This is a genomic window from Dysgonomonas sp. Marseille-P4677 (assembly GCF_016652235.1).
In the GTDB taxonomy this organism is placed as follows: domain Bacteria; phylum Bacteroidota; class Bacteroidia; order Bacteroidales; family Dysgonomonadaceae; genus Dysgonomonas.
The window spans coordinates 1-20,527 of the sequence record NZ_JAEPKU010000026.1 but is presented as its reverse complement, the minus strand read 5'-3'; the positions used below and the strand labels follow the sequence as shown (position 1 = coordinate 20,527).

The following is a 20,527-nucleotide window of genomic DNA, read 5'->3' as shown; positions in this document are numbered from 1 at the left end:
ATTCGTGTCAAACTAAATAAAATAATATCTTATCATGAAAAAAAACATTCTTATTATTATTACTTTTTTATTCTCTTTGACTGTATTTGGTCAGGCCAAATACAACGGACTCGACTCTAATATGGGCAATCTATACAGATTATCTGACGCCAAAACACGTTCTATCAGCCCCGAAAACTTTACTGGAGAAAAAGGGAAAGGTGGAATGGCCGATCCAAATATGCAAGGTGAAAAACGCAATGTGGCCAATGCTCATCATGCAGCTCGCGATCTAGGACAAACATGGAAAGTAAATCCTTATGTACATATCGCACCGGGAGAAACTTTTACTTTGGCTGAAATAGAAGGCCCCGGAGCTATTCAACACATCTGGATGACCCCCACAGGAAACTGGCGCTTCTCTATCCTTCGTTTCTATTGGGATGACGAAAAAGAGCCATCTGTTGAATGCCCTGTAGGTGATTTCTTTGGTATGGCATGGGGTGAATATGCTCCTTTATCTTCACTTGCAGTATGTGTCAATCCCGGAAGTGCCTTCAATTGTTATTGGACTATGCCTTTCCGTAAAAAATGTCGTATAACAATGGAAAATGTAAATCCTCAGGATGCAATGGTTTTATATTATCAGGTTGATTATACATTGACAGAAGTACCTGCTGATGCTGCCTATTTCCATGCTCAATTCCGCCGTACACATTATAATGAAACGTCCGATTATACTTTGATCGACGGTATAAAAGGAAAAGGACATTATGTGGGTACCTATATGGCTTGTGGTGTCCATAACAACGGATGGTGGGGTGAAGGTGAAATTAAGTTCTTCATGGATGGAGATTCCAAATTCCCTACAATATGTGGAACAGGTGCTGAAGATTATTTTTGTGGAAGCTATAATTTCGATAGAAATGGGAAATACACCGAATTCTGCACTCCTTACGCTGGATTACATCAAGTGATACGTCCCGACGGAACCTATCGTTCACAACAACGCTTTGGCATGTATCGATGGCATATTGCCGATCCTGTTCGCTTCGATAAAGATCTTAGAGTCACAATACAAGATCTTGGTTGGAGAGTAGGTGGTCGTTATTTGCCTCAAAAATCTGATATATCATCAGTTGTGTATTGGTATCAGAGCGAGCCACATGCTCAGTTCCCTAAATTGCCAACATGGCAAGATTTGGAAGTAAATTGATTTAGTTATTTTACTGAAAAGAAATATGCGAAATGTGAATAAGGGGGAGTATTTGGCCTATACTCCCTCCTATTTGACCTTAAATCTTCCGTATCGTATTTCTCTTCTCATGTAAGAATAGAATTTCTAAATCGCAATATTTTTTACTTTAAAAATCACACTATCTAAGTTAAACGTTTAATTAGTATTCCTTGAAATGACTTAAATCGAATTTTATGAAAAAGAAAAAATGTCAAAAAGGACTTTATTATGCCGCAAGTCTCTTGTTTGTAATGCTATTTTTACAAATAAGTCCCTTACTTGCCAGAACCGAACAAACCCCTTCAGAAAGAACAATCTCAGGGGTCGTGCTAGATGTAAACAGTGATCCTCTTATAGGCGTAACAGTTGCTATTAAAGGTACTACAACAGGCTCAATGACCGACATTGATGGAAAGTTTACCATTAAGGCAAAAAGCAATGATGTTTTAGTTTTCACCTATTTGGGTTTCCAAACACAGGAAATTACTGTAGGAAAGGATAATACGATCAATCTGGTAATGCGCGAAGCTACTCTACAACTCGACGATGTGGTAGTAGTAGGATATGGTACCCAAAAGAAAATTTCAGTGACTGGTGCTGTTACCAATGCCGAAGTAAAACAACTTCAGGCAGTTCCGGCAGCATCTTTGTCAAATGCGCTGGGGGGACAGCTACCCGGAATTATCACACGTCAATCCAGCGGTGAGCCTGGATTTGATGGAGCAGCCCTCTATATACGTGGTATGGCTACTCTCAATACCGATCAGGGCTTTACTGCTCCTCTTGTTTTAGTCGACGGTGTAGAACGCGATATCAATCTGGTAAATGCACAGGAAATTGAAAGTTTCACAATTCTCAAAGATGCCTCCGCTACAGCTGTTTATGGTGTAAGAGGTGCAAATGGAGTTATTCTAATTACCACAAAAAAGGGTGTGAAAGGAAAGCCTAAAGTAACTTATCGTGGAGAATATGCTGTTCTTACAGGTATGAGGTTCCCAAAATACATAGAAGCATATGAGTTTGCAACACTAATGAATGAAGCATCATTCAACTCCCAACTATCATCATTACCTTGGTCAACAGATGATATTCAGAAATTCAAGGATGGATCTGACCCTTATCTACACCCGAATGTAAACTGGATAGATGAAGTCTTTAAAAAGGATACTTGGCAAACTACTCACAATCTGAATGTTTCGGGAGGAGATGAAGTTGTACGCTATTATGTAAATCTAGGATACATAGGAAAAGATGGTCTGTATAGAGAAGATAAGTCATATGATTGGAAAACTCGTGGTGGAAAATTTCGTCGATATAATCTGAGATCCAATATAGATGTAAATATAACTAAGGAAATAACTCTGGAATTAGGGTTAGCTACAACTATTCAGGACAGAAGTTATCAGGGTACCAGTTCTGGTGATATATGGCGAGCTATACGCCAGACATCACCATTGATATATCCTGTAAGAAACCCGGACGGATCGATTTCCGGAGGAGGTGCAACTGCATATTTGTTAGGAAATCCATATGGATTGGCTACACAAACAGGATATACGCAGATGTATATCGGAAATAACCAAGGAAATCTGTCTGCTCGCTGGGATTTATCCAAGTTGATAACAAAAGGCTTATCGATAGGTGCAAAATTCTCATTCGATCATTATTACAAGAATGAGGTGGCTCGGAGAGTTGACTTTGGAGTAAAACAAGTCACCGGTAAAGATACTAATGGTGACTATATTTATGAAACATGGCGGGAACAAGGAACTATGGGTTATAAGGTAGATATACAGGATTCTAATTATTCCATGTATGGAGAAGCAGCCATCAATTATGGTCGTAGTTTCGGATTGCACGATGTAGGTGCTATGTTGCTTGTAAATAGGCGTGAATATAAGAATCTGACAGCAGGTTCGTCATTAGATAATTTACCTTATCGTCATCAGGGACTAGCCGGAAGATTCTCATACAACTATGATAGTCGATACTTAGCGGAAGTGAATTTTGGATATAACGGTTCGGAACAATTTCCTAAAGGAAAAAGATATGGATTTTTTCCTTCTCTATCTTTAGGTTGGGTTATATCTAATGAGAGTTTCTGGAATAAATCTGTCATAAATCACTTGAAGTTCAGAGGATCGGTAGGTAAAGTAGGTAACGATAAAGTTATTGGCGACAGATTCTTATATATAACTGCAGTAAATTCTTCTGCGACAGGATATTATTATGGGTCTGGTCAAAGCTATCTGGGTGGAATTGAAGAAAAGAAATTTGGCTTGAACTTAACTTGGGAAACTGCAACAAAATACAATGCAGGTTTTGACATCGGTATATTAGATAAGTTCAATTTCCAGTTTGACGCATTCAAAGAACGTAGAGAGGATATCTTATTAAAAAGACAAAAAATACCTGCATATGTAGGTTTAGTTCCTCATGGCACACCTTATGGTAATGTTGGAGTTGTCGATAATAAAGGATTTGATGCTTCAATCGAGTTTAGAAACACTACAGCCTATGGTTTGACATACTCTTTGAGAGGTAACTTTACTTTTGCTCGTAACAAAATTGTAGAAGATGACAAAGCCGAACCGGAAGAATTTTATCAACGCACAAAAGGAACTTCTCTCGAACAAGCATTTGCACTTGTAGCTTTAGGCTTATTCAAGGACCAGGAAGAAATTGATAATTGGGCAAAATCCGAGTATCAAACCACAATAATACCTGGAGATATAAAATATCAGGATACTAACGGTGATGGAGTAATCAACGATAAGGATAGAGTGTATATAGGAAATCCGCAGATACCGGAAATTATGTTTGGTTTCGGGGCTGCCGTATCTTATAAAAATATTGATGCCTCTGTTCAATTCTCAGGAATAGCCAATCGAAGTACCTTCCTTACACAAGAAGGAATGTATCCGTTTATGCTGGAATATCCGAATTACAATGTATTGAGAGAATATTATGACAATCGCTGGGTTCCGGGCGCTGATAATTCAAATGCAAAATACCCGACAGTTATAGCTGGAAAGAACGAGCATAACAACCGGAATTCGACTCTTTATATGCGAAATGCCAGTTATGTAAAACTTCAGAATGCAGAAATAGGATATTCATTACCTAAACAATGGATGAATAAAACGAAAATCGAAGGAATCAGGTTATTCTTGAACGGCTCGAACCTCTTAACGTTTGATAAGCTGAAAATAATTGATCCGGAACAAAATATTAATGATACCTACCCCCTACAACGTACTATTAATTTCGGAGCACAAGTTAACTTCTAATTATATCGTATTATGAGAACAAGAATATTAAAATTTACAACAATTCTTCTTATTGTCGCTTTGGCCTCATGTAACGACTATCTCGACAAGTTACCTGAAGGTGATTTAACGGTAGAAGAAGTATTTCAAGACTATAAAAAAGCTGAAAAATTTTTAGCAAATACATACATGCATATACCCGCTGAAATAAATTTCATGTGTGGTACAGGCGATACATGGGCTCGAAACCCTTTTACAGCTGGATGTGATGAAATGGAAATTGCCTATGGAGGAGCAGTTTCTCATTTATTGAACAGTGGTGCTTTGAATGCAGATAACTCATATAACGTAGCTCCGGTATGGAACGAATGTTATATGGGTATTCGCAAGGCCAATATCTTTTTAGCAAACATAGATAATACTCCATTGATCGCAGCTGGAAGTTCTGCGTCGACAGACTTATTTACGGAAGAACGCCGCAATCAGTGGAAGGGTGAAGCGTACTTTTTACGGGCATTAGCCTACTTCCAGTTGATAAGGACGTACGGACCGGTACCTATTATAGACTATGTACTTCCAACAGACCTTGATTACGCAACCATTAAGCGTAGTCCTTTAGAAAATTGCATTCAATTTGTTATTGATGATTGTGACCGTGCTGCAAGTTTGTCTAAAATCCGTTACACTGATGGAAACTTAGGGCGAGCTACCGCAGGCGCAGCCTTAGCTCTGAAATCGAGGATGTTACTTTATGCGGCATCACCGATATATAATGGGCACGACTATTATAAAGATTTCAAAGACAGAGATGGAGTTAATCTATTCCCAACTAGCAATGATCCTTCTAAATGGAGTAAAGCTGCAACTGCTGCAATGGAATGTATTACGGCACTGGAAAGTGCGTCTCCTGCACATAAACTGTATGAATCTAGGCTCCCCGATTACGTAAAAAACTATCGTGACATCTTATTGGACAGATTCAATGATGAATGGATATTCTGGCGGAATCTAGACAGATATGACCATTTCGATAACTGTGCTACTATACTTAGTCTGAGAGGGTTCTCTATATTAAATCCTACTCAGGAAATGGTAGACTCATATCATATGGCAAATGGTACGGTACCAATTACGGGATATGAATCGGACGAAAAAACACCTATAATCAACAATGCCTCAGGATACAAAGAAAGTGGATATACAACTGCCGAAGGTGATAATGGCTGGACTCCAGCCGGAGTACGATCCATGTATGCAAATAGAGAACCACGTTTTTATGCTTCAATCAACTTTGCCGGACAAAAATGGCAAGGCACTACCTGCGACTTCTGGTATACAGGAAAAGATGGTCGGAAAGGAGCAGGAAGTGACTATTGTAAAACAGGCTATCTGATAGCAAAAGTTGTTAATCCGAACGTAAATCCGGCTGCAGGAAGAGGTTATGAACAACGCTGCTGGGTTCTTTTCCGATTGGCAGAAATCTATTTAAACTATGCTGAAGCTATCAACGAAGCCGAGGGGCCGACTAAGGCATATACGTACATAAATAAAATCAGAAGCAGAGCTGGTATAGCCAATTTGCCAACAGGTCTGAGTCAGACACAGATGAGAGAGGCAATCAGACGAGAACGTAAGATAGAGCTAGCCTTCGAAAACCATCGGTACTTTGATGTTCGCCGTTGGGGTATAGCTGAAACCACAGAGAACCGCCCTATCCATTGTATGAATATCATGGCCGGCACACATCTGCAAGATAATGCTTTTTACGAAAGAGTTGTATGTGAGCCACGTGTATTTGATAAGACGAAACATTATTGGTTTCCAATCCCTCAAGATGAAATTAATGAGACAGAACGTGTTTTGGTACAAAATCCGGGCTGGACTAAAAATGAATAAACTATAAATAAGGATACTTTGGAGTCTGTAGATTGATTCTGATCTATAGACTCCGGTTTCCTTCAATCAATAATAATGAATACGATATGAAAAAAATAGATTTCACCATTCTGTTTCTATTGTTGATAAGTTTTATCGGCACTTCGTGCAGCAAAAGAAATGCAGATAATGTAGTCAGCCATGATTATAACCAAAAATATACAGGAGAATATACTAATCGGATTGCTTTTCCGATTGGAGGAATGGGTACGGGCATGTTTTGTATTGAAGGAAGCGGTGCAATATCCAATATGTCGTTAAGACATAGACCTGAAATTTTTCATGAACCAACAATGTTTGCTGCACTTCATATAAAAGGAATTGATAATGCAACCAGAGTCCTCGAAGGACAAGTACCCGACTGGAAAAAATTCGGGATGCCAAATTCCGCTTTGGGCGGTAGCGGCACATGGGGCCTACCCCGATATAAAGAAAATACTTTTTTGGCACGTTTCCCTTTTACCGAAATAGAACTGGAAGATAATACAATGCCTGTAGAGGTGAAAATAAATATATGGAATCCATTTGTCCCAACCGATGCAGATAATTCAAGCCTGCCTGTCGGAGGATTCGAATATGAGTTTAAAAATACAAGTAGTGTTGACGTAGATGCAATATTTTCGTACAATACCCGTAACTTTATGTATGTACATGGAAAAGGTACATCATGTATTAAATCGCATAAGAATGGTTTTATACTTTATCAGTCCGGAACAGAAACAGAGCCCTTCCACCAGGGTGAATTTGCCATATTTACAGATAACCCAGAAACAAAAGTAGACCATAATTGGTTTCGTGGCGGATGGTTCGATCCATTGACTATTTGCTGGAACAATACTGCTAGTGGTACAATCGAAAATAATCCTCCAGGATTAGAAGGTGCTACAGGGGCATCTCTATTTGTACCGGTGAAACTGAAACCTGGAGAATCTAAGACTGTGAGATTATATATGGCATGGTATGTGCCATTTTCGAACCAAAGATTTGGCGGTGAGCCAAAGACTGAAACTGATATGCCCAACACACCGCTTAACTATACATATGATAATAAAGGTGAAGGCAACTATCGCCCATGGTATAGTAGCCGATTTACAAATATAAATGAGGTAACCGAATACTGGGAAAAAAACTATGACGTACTGAAGTCCAAATCAAAATTGTTCTCAGAGACGTTCTATAATAGTACACTTCCTCCTGAAGTAATAGAAGCTATCACCTCTAACCTGACCATATTGAAGTCGCCAACTGTATTCCGCCAATACGATGGACGAATGTGGAACTGGGAAGGATGCGGAGATCATTGGGGATCGTGTCATGGATCATGTACCCATGTCTGGAATTATGCTCAGGCAGTGCCTCATCTTTTCCCTGATATGGAGCGCTCATTGCGGGAAGCAGAATACTATGTAGACCAAAATAAAGAAGGACATCAGGCCTTCCGTTCCAACTTGCCCATCAGACCATTAATCCACGATTTCCATTCAGCGGCTGACGGACAGTTAGGCGGAATAATGAAAGTATATCGCGAATGGCGTATCTATGGAAATGACAACTGGCTAAAAGAAATATATCCACTGGTAAAAACAAGTATGGATTATTGTATTCGCGTTTGGGATCCTCGCGAAGTAGGGGCATTGGAAGAGCCTCACCATAATACTTACGATATTGAATTCTGGGGTGCTAATGGGATGATGACAAGCTTTTATGCAGGGGCTTTACAAGCTATAATCCTGATGGGAAAGCATCTGGACGAAGACGTTAATAGGTACGAAAACTTATTGGCAAAGAGTAAAGAATACATGGAAACTAAACTTTATGATGGAGAGTACTTCATTCAGAATATACGTTGGAAAGGTCTGAATGCCTCTGATCCGACAAAAGTCCAGACCTTTAATTCGGGATATTCACCCGAAGCTTTAAAAATATTAGAGAAAGAAGGTCCTAAATACCAATATGGAACAGGATGTCTGTCGGACGGTGTTCTTGGCTCTTGGATGTCGCTTGTTTGCGGTATGTCCGAAATAGTGGATAACGCTAAGATTACAAGCCATCTTAAAGCTATTTATAAATATAATCTGAAACAAGATCTTCGAGAACATGCCAACCCGCAACGTCCAACCTACGCTTTAGGAAACGAAGGAGGCTTATTGCTTTGTACATGGCCGAAAGGGGGTAAACTTCAATTACCGTTTGTATATAGTAACGAAGTGTGGACAGGTATAGAATATCAGGTTGCGTCACACTTAATATTTGAAGGTGAAGTTGAAAAAGGATTAGAAATTGTTCGTACATGCCGCAACAGGTATAACGGGAAAATTCGCAATCCGTTTAACGAATATGAATGTGGAGCATGGTACGCCCGAGCGATGTCAAGCTATGCGTTATTAGAAGCATTGACAGGAATTCGTTATGACGCTGTAGATAAAACTCTCTATCTCAATCCTCGTATTGAAAATGATTTTGTATCTTTCCTATCTACTAATACCGGATTCGCCAATGTTGGCTTAAGAAATGGAATACCCTTCATCGAAGTGAAATTTGGTGAAATTGATATACGAAAGTGTGTAGTTTCGGGAGCAGAAAGCAAAATAGAAATCAAAAAAATAAATTTATGACAAAATTCAATCACATTGTTGCTATAACATTGGTGACAAGCCTATTGTTAAGCTGTGGAAATAAAAACACTAAGAAAGGAGATGAGACTATGAGTATGGAAACTTATAAAGAAGGAACATTCGGTTACGATCTAAATTATCTATCAACAAAAGACAGTTTGATTATACTTAAAGGAGAAAACGACAATGCACAGATTATCGTATCTCCTAAATATCAGGCAAAAGTATTCACCAGTACTGTCGATGGTCTATCGGGTCGCAGCATGGGTTTTATTGGCTATAAGGCTTTTGAATTGACTACACCGGATGAACATATGAATGGTTTCGGAGGAGAAAACCGTTTTTGGCTGGGACCTGAAGGTGGACAGTATTCGGTTTATTTTGAACCGGGCAAAAAACAGATATACGACAACTGGCATACTCCTAAACCTATTGACATTGAGCCGTGGACACTAATCTCAGCAACAGGGCAAAAGGTTGAGATGAAAAAAGAAATGGAAATAAAGAACTATGTAGGAACACAACTTAAACTGAATGTAGATCGTACGATAGCATTTTTAGATCCAAACAAAATAAAATCTGCCCTTGGTGTCGACTTAAGTGACAAAGTTAAGTCTGTAGCTTATAGTACACAAAACGAAATTAAAAACAAAAACGACTTTGAATGGACAAAAGAAACAGGAACAATTTGTATATGGATGCTGGATATGTTTGTTCCTGCGCCCAAAGCCGTGACTGTTATACCATTCAATACAGGTGATGAAAAAGAAATGGGGAAAATCGTCACAAGCGATTATTTTGGTGAAATCCCAGCTGACCGATTAACTGTAAAAGACAATACATTATATTTCAAAACCGATGGTAATCAACGTGGTAAATTAGGTCTGAATTCGTTTCGTACAACAGGAATTGCAGGAAACTATGATCCTGAATCGAAAAGATTGACTATTACGACTTTCGAAGTGGTAAAAGGAGGTACATATCTCAATCAGGAATGGAATCCAACAAAAAATCCGCTTGTAGGGGATGCTATGAATGCCTATAATGACGGACCATTAGAAGATGGTAGTATAATGGGGCCATTCCTCGAAATAGAAAGCTGTTCGCCTGCCGCATTTCTAAAACCAGGTGAATCACAATCACACAACCATAATGTATATCATTTTGTAGGTGAGTCTGTCGATTTAGATCCAATAGCTAAAAAACTGCTTGGAGTTTCTATTGAAGAAATTATAAATGCTTTTTAAAGATAACAATAAAAAACGCCGGGGTTTTCCCGCTCCGGCGTTATAAAAACAGGTATGAGAAAAAGAATAATTTACATAGTACTATTAGGAAATATGCTAAGTTTATTAGCTCTGACTAAGATTAATGCGACCGAACGGTTAAATCTTGATATCAGCAGTTTTCCAAAAGAATTTAAACATATTATACACAATATTGAATTCGATCTGTTAGGAACAATTCAACCTTCACAAGAAATCAAGATTGTGGAGAATAACCTAATACATGTAAAATTGATATTCAACTTACCAAAAGAAATAAAACAAGACGATTGGCAATTGACAATTACACCTGCATTTACTCCTACATTCCATTGGGCACCACACATTAGCCCATACGAAAAAAATATTATAGACCAACATGTTTTCAGGGCACCGGCTATGATTGTTCAAAATGTGAAACAAGGGTTGGTTGTCATGCCGGATATAGCAATCATGCAAGGAGAGACACCTTCGAGATGGTATTTGGATATGAATGCACCTCAAAACGTATTAACCTTAGGTATGAGTGAAAGCTTCGTTTCGGATCATGTAATATATGAACGTGCACCAGGTGCTACATACCCCAAAGGTAAAGTCGAATTTGGCTTTTACCTCATGAATTATAATAAGAAATCTGATTTAGATAATCCATTTCGCAGACCGCTGGACTTTTATTGGTCCAACTGGGGACACAAACTTTATGAAGATGGTAACCCTATCAAAGGCGATTTGGAACCATATATAAAACACACCTATAATTGGGCATTCAACACTTGGAAACATGCAGTATGGCAAGAATTTGTTATCGATGACAAAAAAGTTGGAGCTCCGGTTTTTATAGTCAATATAACACAAAGTCCCAATTATACGGAACCTGTCAATGAACGGGAATTTCGTTCTATATGGAATCAGGCTTGGTTCAGTTCCTTGCGTTCGGCAAGTGGATTATACCGCTATGCTCGGCGTACAGGTGATAATACTTTGCTCGAAAAGGCTAATTTGACCAAAGAGTTGGCGTTGGCAGCACCGGTTAAAGAAGGTTTCTTTTATTGTTTGATTGGTACAGAGATGGAAACGATAGAAATAGAAAATAAACCCTACAATCGATCTAAAGGTTGGAATACTTATTATTGGGGAAATTCTAACCGCAATCCTTATACATGGGATGCCCGCAAAGCTCCTTTTCATATTTTAGATATGAGCTGGACTGCTACATTGATGCTTCGCTGGTATGACGAACTAGAAAAAGATCAGCGTTTACTCGACTATGCTCGCAGATATGCGGACGCATTATTAACGAAACAAGATACCAGAGGTTTTTTTCCTGGCTGGCTAGATATAGAAACCCTTCAGCCGATGGAGCATTTAAACGATTCACCGGAAACATCTATGAGCGTAACTTTCTTACTAAAGTTATGGGAGTTAACCAAAGATCGAAAATACAGAATCGCAGCACTCAAAGCTATGGATGCTATATGTAAAGATATTATATATGAGGGACGCTGGGAAGACTTCGAAACTTATTGGTCTTGTAGCCGATTAGGCAACTTAGATTGGGTTGGAAAGAAGATAAAACGAAACAATATGTATAAACAGTGCAATTTCTCAATATACTGGACTACCGAGGCTCTGTTAGAATGTTATAAGCAGACAAAGAATAAAAAATATCTGTTTCTCGGTCAACGTACACTCGACGAACTCTTGATGACACAAAGCGCTTGGCAACCACCTTATATATATGTCAATGGATTAGGTGGTTTCGGTGTAATGAATGCCGATGGAGAATGGAACGATTCACGTCAAAGCCTCTTTGCCGAAACCATAATTGAATATGGCAAACTCCTGAAAAAAGAAGAATATATAGAACGGGGATTAGCTGCACTTCGAGCTTCATTCTCAATGATGTATTGTCCTCAAAATCCGATTGCAAAAGAACAATGGGAAAAAGTATGGCCTTTTTTCAACGAAAAAGATTATGGTTTCACTATGGAAAACTATGGACATGGAGGTCAAACGAGTAAAGACGGGATAGGTATCGGCGAATTTACAATCTATGATTGGGGAAATGGAGCTGCTGCCGAAGCCTACAACCGAATTAGAGACAAATTCGGTGCAGATATATTTGAATAAGACAACCCAAGTAATAAATAAATTATGAGACAACTTATTTTCACAGTGCTATGCCTATTATTTCTTCTTCCGGCTTATTCTCAGAAGAAGAGTGCTAAAACAGCTATTTCGATCCCCTTAACAGAGGAACTGGAATATCTATACAATCCGGCACTTTTACCGCTATATCGGGAAGGAGTAATGGAACAGGAATCTAGCTACGATCGTACAGGAAACAACGATGATGGTTTTTCGGGTAAATACTCTTTTATTCGTAAAGAGGGGAATAAACTGGTGTTAGCCGATTATAAAGGGCCGGGTGTAATAAACCGTATCTGGACTCCGACACCAACAAATGACACCATCCAATTTTATATAGATGGAGAAAAAACACCACGTATAAGTATCCCTTTTATAGATTTATTTTCAGGTAAAACTTTTCCGTTTGTCAATCCTGTCTGTGGAAATGAGGTTGGAGGATATTATTGCTACATACCTATCCAATTTTCGAAATCATGTAAGATTGTCTTTTGTGGCGAAAAAATAATGTTTCATCAGATACAATATCGTCCCTATTCTCAAGATACAAAGGTCGAACCATTTACTATGGACTGGACAAAATCGCAAAGAGATGCTTTAACTAAGGCCTGTGATGTCTGGAAACATCAGGTAGAACCTCTTTCAATCCTGGATAAAACAACGATGTTGACCGAAACCAAACAATTTTTCATTGCTCCGGGGGAAACTATACCATTTTTCACGACAAGTGAAGGTGGCCGTATAGCAGGGTTCGAATTAGAGTTAGGTTCATCGCTTGAGGGACCCAATAAAGATATATTATTACAAGCCTTATGGGACAATGATGCAAAACCGGCAATCTATAGTCCGGCTGCAGACTACTTCGGATATGCATATGGAAAACCGGCAATGCAAAGTATATTATTGGGCTATCATCAAGGAGTAAACTATTCATATATTCCAATGCCATATAATAAAAAGGCCGAAATGAGTCTTGTATATAAAGAAAGACAAGGGGGTAATCAACCTAAAATTGAAGTTAAAGCAAAAGTCTTCTATACCAAAGAGGTTCAGAACATAGAAACGGAAGGACGACTATATACAATTTGGAGAAGAGAGATAAAGCCAAAAGACTTTGAACCTTATCTACTTGCCGATATCAAAGGAAAAGGGCATTATATGGGTATTACACATATAGCGCAAGGTTTACAACCAGGCATGACCCTGTTTTTTGAAGGAGACGATTCAACTATCGTTGATAATAAGCTCAGAATGCATGGCACAGGATCGGAAGATTATTACAACGGAGGATGGTATGCATTGCTCGACCGTTGGGATCGGGGTGTGAGTCTCCCTATACACGGTGCTCTAGACTATTCGTTGCCAATGGCTCGAACAGGTGCTTATCGTTTCTTTCTGACAGATAAAATTACTTTCAATGAAAATCTGCGTGTAACGATAGAGCACGGACCTGAAAATAACCTATTCCCTGTCGATTATACTTCTATTGCATTCTACTACGGGTCCGAGCCTGCCATTTGTGCTTTAGAGCCTACCGAAGAACTGCGGACAGTTTATTATCCGACAACACATATTTTCTTTCCACAATTGATGGACCTTTCTATTGGCGATGGCCTTAAAATTCAAAATAAAGGACGATTAATTGCTGAAACTGAAAATGAAGGAATGGTAAGAATTATGCTTGATGAAATTCCCGAAGGTGTATACAAAGTAAAGCTGACCTACTTCAAGACTCCCGATGGAGGTGCTTTTGAGGTTTGGAATCGTCAAAAGCCATTAAAATCATGGGAAGATGTTTACAGTAAAGATGAAGTGAAAATTGAAAATGCCGATTTAGGTACATTCACTTTAACCAGACATACAAATTCTATATCCATTAAAGTAAAAAAAACAGAGCAGGGATCAAAATTCCATTTTGACATACTGACTTTAGAAAAACAATAATATTAAAACTTTGAGATTATGAGTAAAACAAATTATCCCAAGATAGGTATACGACCTATCATTGATGGTCGCCGCAAAGGTATCCGTGAATCACTGGAAGAAACAACGATGAATATGGCTAAAAATGTAGCGAAGTTTTACAGTGATAATTTAAAATATCCTGATGGGTCGCCTATTCAATGCGTTATAGCCGATACTTGTATCGGAGGAGTAAAAGAAAGTGCAGACTGTGCCGAAAAATTTGAAAAGGAAAATGTAGGCTTGTCTCTATCCGTTACCCCATGTTGGTGCTATGGCTCAGAAACAATTGACATGAATCCGCTAATTCCGAAAGCGATTTGGGGTTTTAACGGAACGCAACGTCCGGGAGCAGTATATCTTGCAGCGGCTCTTGCTGCCCATAACCAAAAAGGATTGCCTACATTCGGAATCTACGGACGTGATATACAAGATATAGGAGACAACGCTATACCTGCTGATGTACAAGAGAAACTACTTCGATTTGCCAAATCGGGATTAGCTCTTGCTATGATGCGCGGTAAGTCGTATCTGGCTATAGGTACGGTATCGATGGGTATTGCCGGATCGATGGTCAATGCCGACATGCTTCAGGAATACTTCGGTATGCGTACCGAATACGTTGATTGCTCGGAAATAATACGCCGTGTGCAACAAGATATTTATGATAAAGAAGAATACGAAAAGGCATTAGCATGGACTAAAAAACATTGTGTGCCTAACGAATTACCTGATCATAATCCGCAACATCTGGTAAGTACCCGTGAACAAAAAGATAAAGACTGGGAATTTGTAGTCAAAATGACATTAATTTTCCGTGACTTGATGATCGGAAACGAGAAACTGGCTAAAATAGGCTGGGGTGAAGAAGCAATGGGACATAATGCTATCTGTGGCGGATTTCAAGGACAACGCCAATGGACTGACTTTATGCCAAATGGAGATTTTTCTGAGGCAATACTCAATTCATCGTTTGACTGGAATGGCGTTCGCGAACCATTTGCATTCGCCACTGAAAACGATCATCTGAACGGTATGTCCATGTTGTTGGGTAAATACCTGACTAATACAGCTCAGATGTTTGCAGATGTGCGTACCTACTGGAGCCCTCAGTCCATAGAGCGTGTGACAGGTTGGAAGCCGGAAGGCATTATGAAAGACGGGGCCATACACCTTATCAATTCAGGCTCATGTACACTGGACGGAACAGGTCAGCAAGAAAAGGATGGCAACCCTGCAATGAAACCATTCTGGGAAGTCAAAGATGTGGAAGTTGACAAAATGCTCAAAGCCACCCAATGGGGACCATCTTCACGTGAATATTTTCGTGGAGGAGGCTATTCATCCAAATTTCTCACCAAAGGTGGTATGCCGGTAACTATGTGCCGACTGAATCTTGTAAAAGGTTTGGGGCTGGTATTGCAAATAGCTGAAGGCTGGACAGCAACTTTCCCTGATAAGGCATTTGATATCATTGATCAACGTACCGACAAGACTTGGCCATCAACATTTTTCGTACCCCGTGTAACTGGTAAAGGATATTTCCGTGACGTATATTCGGTGATGAACAACTGGGGAGCTAATCATGGAGCAATCAGCTATGGACATATAGGTGCTGACTTGATATCGTTGGCATCGATGTTATCTATACCTGTGTGTATGCACAACGTAGATGAAGATAAAATATTCCGTCCATCCGCTTGGGCCGCATTTGGTTCAGATGCCGAAGGGTCGGACTATAGAGCATGTAAGGCTTATGGACCAATCTATAAGTAAATAAAGTTAATTCTATTTATATGAGGATGTCTTATAAATATTTTTATGGCATCCTCATAAATCAATTATACTATGAAATCTAACTCTTAAATTTTTGTTGTATGAAATCAACTAAGTATTTTATCTATTCTCTATTATTTGCATTCGTACTTGGTTCATGTACAGAAGAGGCCGGTTATGAAAAAGGTGAAGTCAGACCCTATGTGAGAATTCCTAATCGTGATATCATAATGGAAACTGACGAGGAAAATACAATAACTATAACCCCTCTGTATGATAGTGACGAAACTGCTACAGGAAAATACAAATGGAGTGTTACTAACCAAGAATTGGTAAAACTTGTGGAAAATGGTGATAATTCAGTAAGTATTACCGGACTAAAACCTGGAAAAACTTATTTGAAAGTCGAATCCGAAAACGGAAAATTGCAATATACATCAACACTGAAAATCAATCAATCCTTTCAGTTCGAGCATCCTATATTTATCGATTTTGGAACGATAGAATCATCTAAACCGTTTAATAACATGCTAAGTTCTGTGAATAGTAAGCTACAAGGTCTGGTAGATGCAAAAGGCTTTACATCGAAATATGCGATTGAAGTAAACGGATCCTTTCTGACATTAGACAGAAGTTCGCATATCAACACTTTAGGATTCCCTGATAATGTTGCTTTTGATATGTTTTTTAACGATGGTATTAGTATTGCTTCTGCTGGATTTATCTTGTCTAAACTGAAAGCAAACACAAAATATACATTTGTCTTTTATGCTACAATTGCAGACGATAATGTTACCCAAACGGAATATGCAGTTAAAGGTCAGAATGAAGGAAAGGCTCTCTTATATACATCTAATAATCAATCTAATGTGGCTACTATAAAGGATATTATACCAGACAGCGATGGTAAAATAAAAATAACCTTACAGCCTGGTCCTAATAATACCCAATGGGCTAAATTTTATGGCATTACAAGTATGATCATAATACCTGAAAACTATGAACTGGATTTTCCTTTAAGTTTCTAAAAATTTAGTATTCTAAATCATTAATAAAGAAAGAAGGCTTCTATTGAAACTGTAATTATACAACTACAATTACAGTTTCAATATAGAAGTATCTAGTTGAAGCAATAGTCCTATGTTTCCAGTTACTCTTTTATATAAATAGCACATACAATTCGGCAGCACTTGACGAAAATGATATCTATTTCTAATGTTGTTGTGAAAACCTTGTAATGTATTTCTAATAAAAAATATGATTAGTTCTTAGGTATTAAGAACATAATAACAAATAAAAGTCATGAGAAAAAGACATATTATATTCCAACTATTGCCATCCTTGCTTTTACTTTTTGTTTGTCAAAATAATTGTCTGTCTCAATCTGTCAGTAAAGATGGCAGTAGAGGAATAGTTATAAAAAAAGTAGAACAAAAATCTCGTGTAACAGGAACACCAATGGAAGGAGAAACTCTTTTTAATCCGAATAACACACCCCAATCATATGATGTTGGAGGAACAGATTTAGGTATAATATGGGAAATGAAAAAAGGAAAGTATGGTATATTCTTTGGAGATACTTATGGTAGCGATTTCAAACCAAATCCGCAAATGCCAGGACCAAACGGCGGTAATTGGAGATGTAATGTTCTAGCCTTTTCATACGATCAGAATCTCGAAGATGGAATGACTATCAGCAACATGACTGTAAATGAAAATGGCAAAGCCCGTGAAATAGTATACGGAGCAAAAGATATATCAGGAGAAGGAGATTGGACTTCTATTCCCACAGCAGCAGTACGAGCCAATGGAGCTGACTATGTGCATTACTTCAATATGAAAAAATGGGATGGGTGGATTACCAATTACTCTGGAATATACAAATCAATCGACGATGGGCAAACATGGACAAAATGTAAGAATATCTATTTCGGTTCGAACAGTAATTTTGGACAAGCAGGTTATTTCAAAAAAGATGACTATGTATACATGGTCGGAACAGAGACAGGGCGTAAAAGCAGTCCTCGGGTAGCACGTTTTCGAGAAACAGATATTGAAAACCAGACTAAATACGAATACTGGAACAAGGATCTGAGAAAGTGGTTCAAAGGTGATGAATCTAAAGCTACTAATCTATTTGATGATGCTGTTGGTGAACTATCCATAGTATTTCATAACAAATATAAAAGATGGATTATGACTTACCTCAATGAGGAAAGGTATGAGATTAACTTGCGTGATGCCGCTGAGATAACAGGTGAATGGAGTGAGCCTAAATTATTAGCTACAGGAAAGGAATACCCTCAACTTTATGGGCCATATATTCATCCATTGTCGCTCAATGGAGATAATCTATATTTTCATATGTCTTTATGGCTTCCGTACAATGTATTTATGATGAAAGCCGAACTGGTTGTTGAAACAAAGCTTGATTAACATCGAGCCAGATAATAATATAATCAATAATAAAAGATATAAATATTATGAGTATGAGTAAAAAATATGTAATTGGGGTTGATTATGGAACAGACTCGTGCCGGGCTGTGATAATTGATACGGACGATGGAAAAGAAATAGCATCGTCAGTGCAATATTATCCCCAATGGAAAGAAGGTCTGTATTGTAATCCGCAGGAAAACCAATACAGACAGCACCCGCAGGATTATATCGATACTCTTGAGGCGGCTATCAAAGACTCGTTAATGGAAGTAGAAAACGATATTTCAAAAGAGATAATCGGCATATCGTTCGATATGACAGCTAGTACACCTGTTTTGGTAGACAAAGACGGAACACCTTTGGCCTTGTTAGAGGAATATAAAAAAAATCCGAATGCAATGTTTATTCTATGGAAAGACCATACGGCAATTTCCGAATCAATAGAGATAAATCAGTTATCGAAAAAGTGGGATATAGATTTTACAGCCTACGAAGGTGGAATTTATTCGGCTGAGTGGGTATGGTCAAAAGTCTTGCATGTACTTCGAGTTGACGAAAGTATACGTTCAAAGGCTTACTCATGGATAGAGCATACAGACTGGATGCCGGCTCTTTTAACAGGAAATACAAAACCCGAAAATGTAATGAGAAGCCGCTGTGTCGGAGGGCATAAAGCAATGTGGCATGAAAAATGGGGAGGGCTTCCATCCGAAGAGTTTCTTACCGAATTATCCCCACTGCTGAAAGGATTTCGGTCACATTTATACGAAAAGACTTATACATCTGATGTTTCTGCCGGAAAACTTACTGCAGAATGGGCCGCACGATTAGGACTCACAACAGATGTAGAGGTTGGAATCGGCGCTATAGACTGCCATATGGGTGCCGTAGGAGCCGGAATCAAACCAGGATCTTTTGTTCGCGTCATGGGAACATCTACCTGCGATATAATGACTGTTCCTTACGACCAAATGGAGGATATGCTTATTCCTGGTATTTGCGGACAAGTAGACGGTTCGGTTATTCCCGGATTCATTGGGCTTGAAGCCGGACAGTCAGCTTTTGGAGATTTGTATGCATGGTTTCGTGGGTTGCTGGAATGGCCGTTACATAATATTCTTATGAATAGTAAACTACTGGATGAGAATATAAAAGCAAAATTAATAGAAGAAGTAAGTGATACTATTATACCACAATTGTCAGATGACGCTGTAAAGATTTCTATAGAGCAAAGTACAATTATCGCCACCGATTGGATGAACGGAAGACGTACTCCTGATGCCAATCAGCTATTAACGGGATCTATAACAGGACTGACATTAGGTAGTAATGCTCCGCTTATTTTTAGAGCCTTGGTAGAAGCTACAGCTTTTGGGTCCAAATCTATTATTGACCGCTTTTTAGATTCCGGAATCGAGATAAAAGAAGTTATTGGAATTGGAGGTATTTCTCAAAAATCACCTTTTGTTATGCAAATTCTTTCGGATGTAATCGGTTTACCTATAAAGGTTGCCAGATCGCAGCAAACTTGTGCTTTAGGTGCAGCTATGTTTGCTGCTGTAATTGCTGGAAAATACAATACAATTGAGGAAGCACAGCTAAAAATGGGACAAGGATTTATTTGCGAATACACGCCTGATATGAAGAAACATGAGAAATATAAAGTATTATATGATAAATATCTCCATATTGGTCAGTTTACAGAAGCATGCTTGCCTAAAGATTAAGATACAATAAGTTGCAGATATCTTTCCAATCTGATTGACAAGATATTTTAGATTGGAAAGAGTCTGGATTTATTTACTAATGCTCTTGTTTTCATTTATTTCTTTATTAGTGTTAATAAAATAGATAAGCAATGAATTCCAATCTCTCCTACCCTTTTGTATACATCATTAAGGA

At 38.5% G+C, this 20,527-nt stretch carries 11 protein-coding genes; all 11 read left to right on the top strand.

Annotation, left to right across the window (positions count from 1 at the left end; genetic code table 11):
• The first annotated feature begins 34 nt into the window (after positions 1 to 34).
• The 11 genes from JGH11_RS07040 (at position 35) to JGH11_RS06990 (ending at position 20,352) form a co-directional block, all read left to right on the top strand.
• Entirely contained in the window at positions 35 to 1,195 is a 1,161-nt protein-coding gene (locus JGH11_RS07040; protein WP_201110867.1) for a glycoside hydrolase family 172 protein, read from the top strand.
• Positions 1,196 to 1,410: 215 nt separating this feature from the next.
• Positions 1,411 to 4,506, top strand: a complete 3,096-nt coding sequence (locus JGH11_RS07035) for a TonB-dependent receptor (RefSeq protein ID WP_201110866.1) — start codon at positions 1,411 to 1,413, stop codon at positions 4,504 to 4,506.
• Between the two features lie 12 nt (positions 4,507 to 4,518).
• The gene (locus JGH11_RS07030) at positions 4,519 to 6,381 is read left to right on the top strand and encodes a RagB/SusD family nutrient uptake outer membrane protein (RefSeq protein WP_201110865.1); all 1,863 of its coding nucleotides are present in this window, start codon (positions 4,519 to 4,521) and stop codon (positions 6,379 to 6,381) included.
• Between the two features lie 86 nt (positions 6,382 to 6,467).
• Entirely contained in the window at positions 6,468 to 9,035 is a 2,568-nt protein-coding gene (locus JGH11_RS07025; RefSeq protein WP_201110864.1) for a GH116 family glycosyl hydrolase, read from the top strand.
• Entirely contained in the window at positions 9,032 to 10,282 is a 1,251-nt protein-coding gene (locus tag JGH11_RS07020) for a DUF6786 family protein (protein WP_201110863.1), read from the top strand. The genes JGH11_RS07025 and JGH11_RS07020 overlap by 4 nt, the downstream gene beginning before the upstream one ends.
• Positions 10,283 to 10,336: 54 nt before the next feature.
• Entirely contained in the window at positions 10,337 to 12,430 is a 2,094-nt protein-coding gene (locus JGH11_RS07015; RefSeq protein WP_236263895.1) for a hypothetical protein, read from the top strand.
• Between the two features lie 24 nt (positions 12,431 to 12,454).
• A complete protein-coding gene (locus tag JGH11_RS07010; RefSeq protein WP_201110862.1) occupies positions 12,455 to 14,392 on the top strand; it encodes a glycoside hydrolase family 172 protein in 1,938 nt (645 codons plus the stop codon).
• 18 nt (positions 14,393 to 14,410) lie between these two features.
• Entirely contained in the window at positions 14,411 to 16,186 is a 1,776-nt protein-coding gene (locus tag JGH11_RS07005) for an L-fucose isomerase (RefSeq protein ID WP_201110861.1), read from the top strand.
• Between the two features lie 101 nt (positions 16,187 to 16,287).
• Positions 16,288 to 17,214: a hypothetical protein gene (locus JGH11_RS07000; protein ID WP_201110860.1), complete on the top strand. Its 927-nt coding sequence runs from the start codon at positions 16,288 to 16,290 to the stop codon at positions 17,212 to 17,214.
• Positions 17,215 to 17,479: 265 nt separating this feature from the next.
• Positions 17,480 to 18,622, top strand: a complete 1,143-nt coding sequence (locus tag JGH11_RS06995; protein WP_370567574.1) for a DUF4185 domain-containing protein — start codon at positions 17,480 to 17,482, stop codon at positions 18,620 to 18,622.
• 53 nt (positions 18,623 to 18,675) lie between these two features.
• Complete coding sequence (locus tag JGH11_RS06990; RefSeq protein WP_201110858.1) at positions 18,676 to 20,352, top strand: ribulokinase; 1,677 nt, start codon at positions 18,676 to 18,678, stop codon at positions 20,350 to 20,352.
• Positions 20,353 to 20,527: the final 175 nt, after the last annotated feature.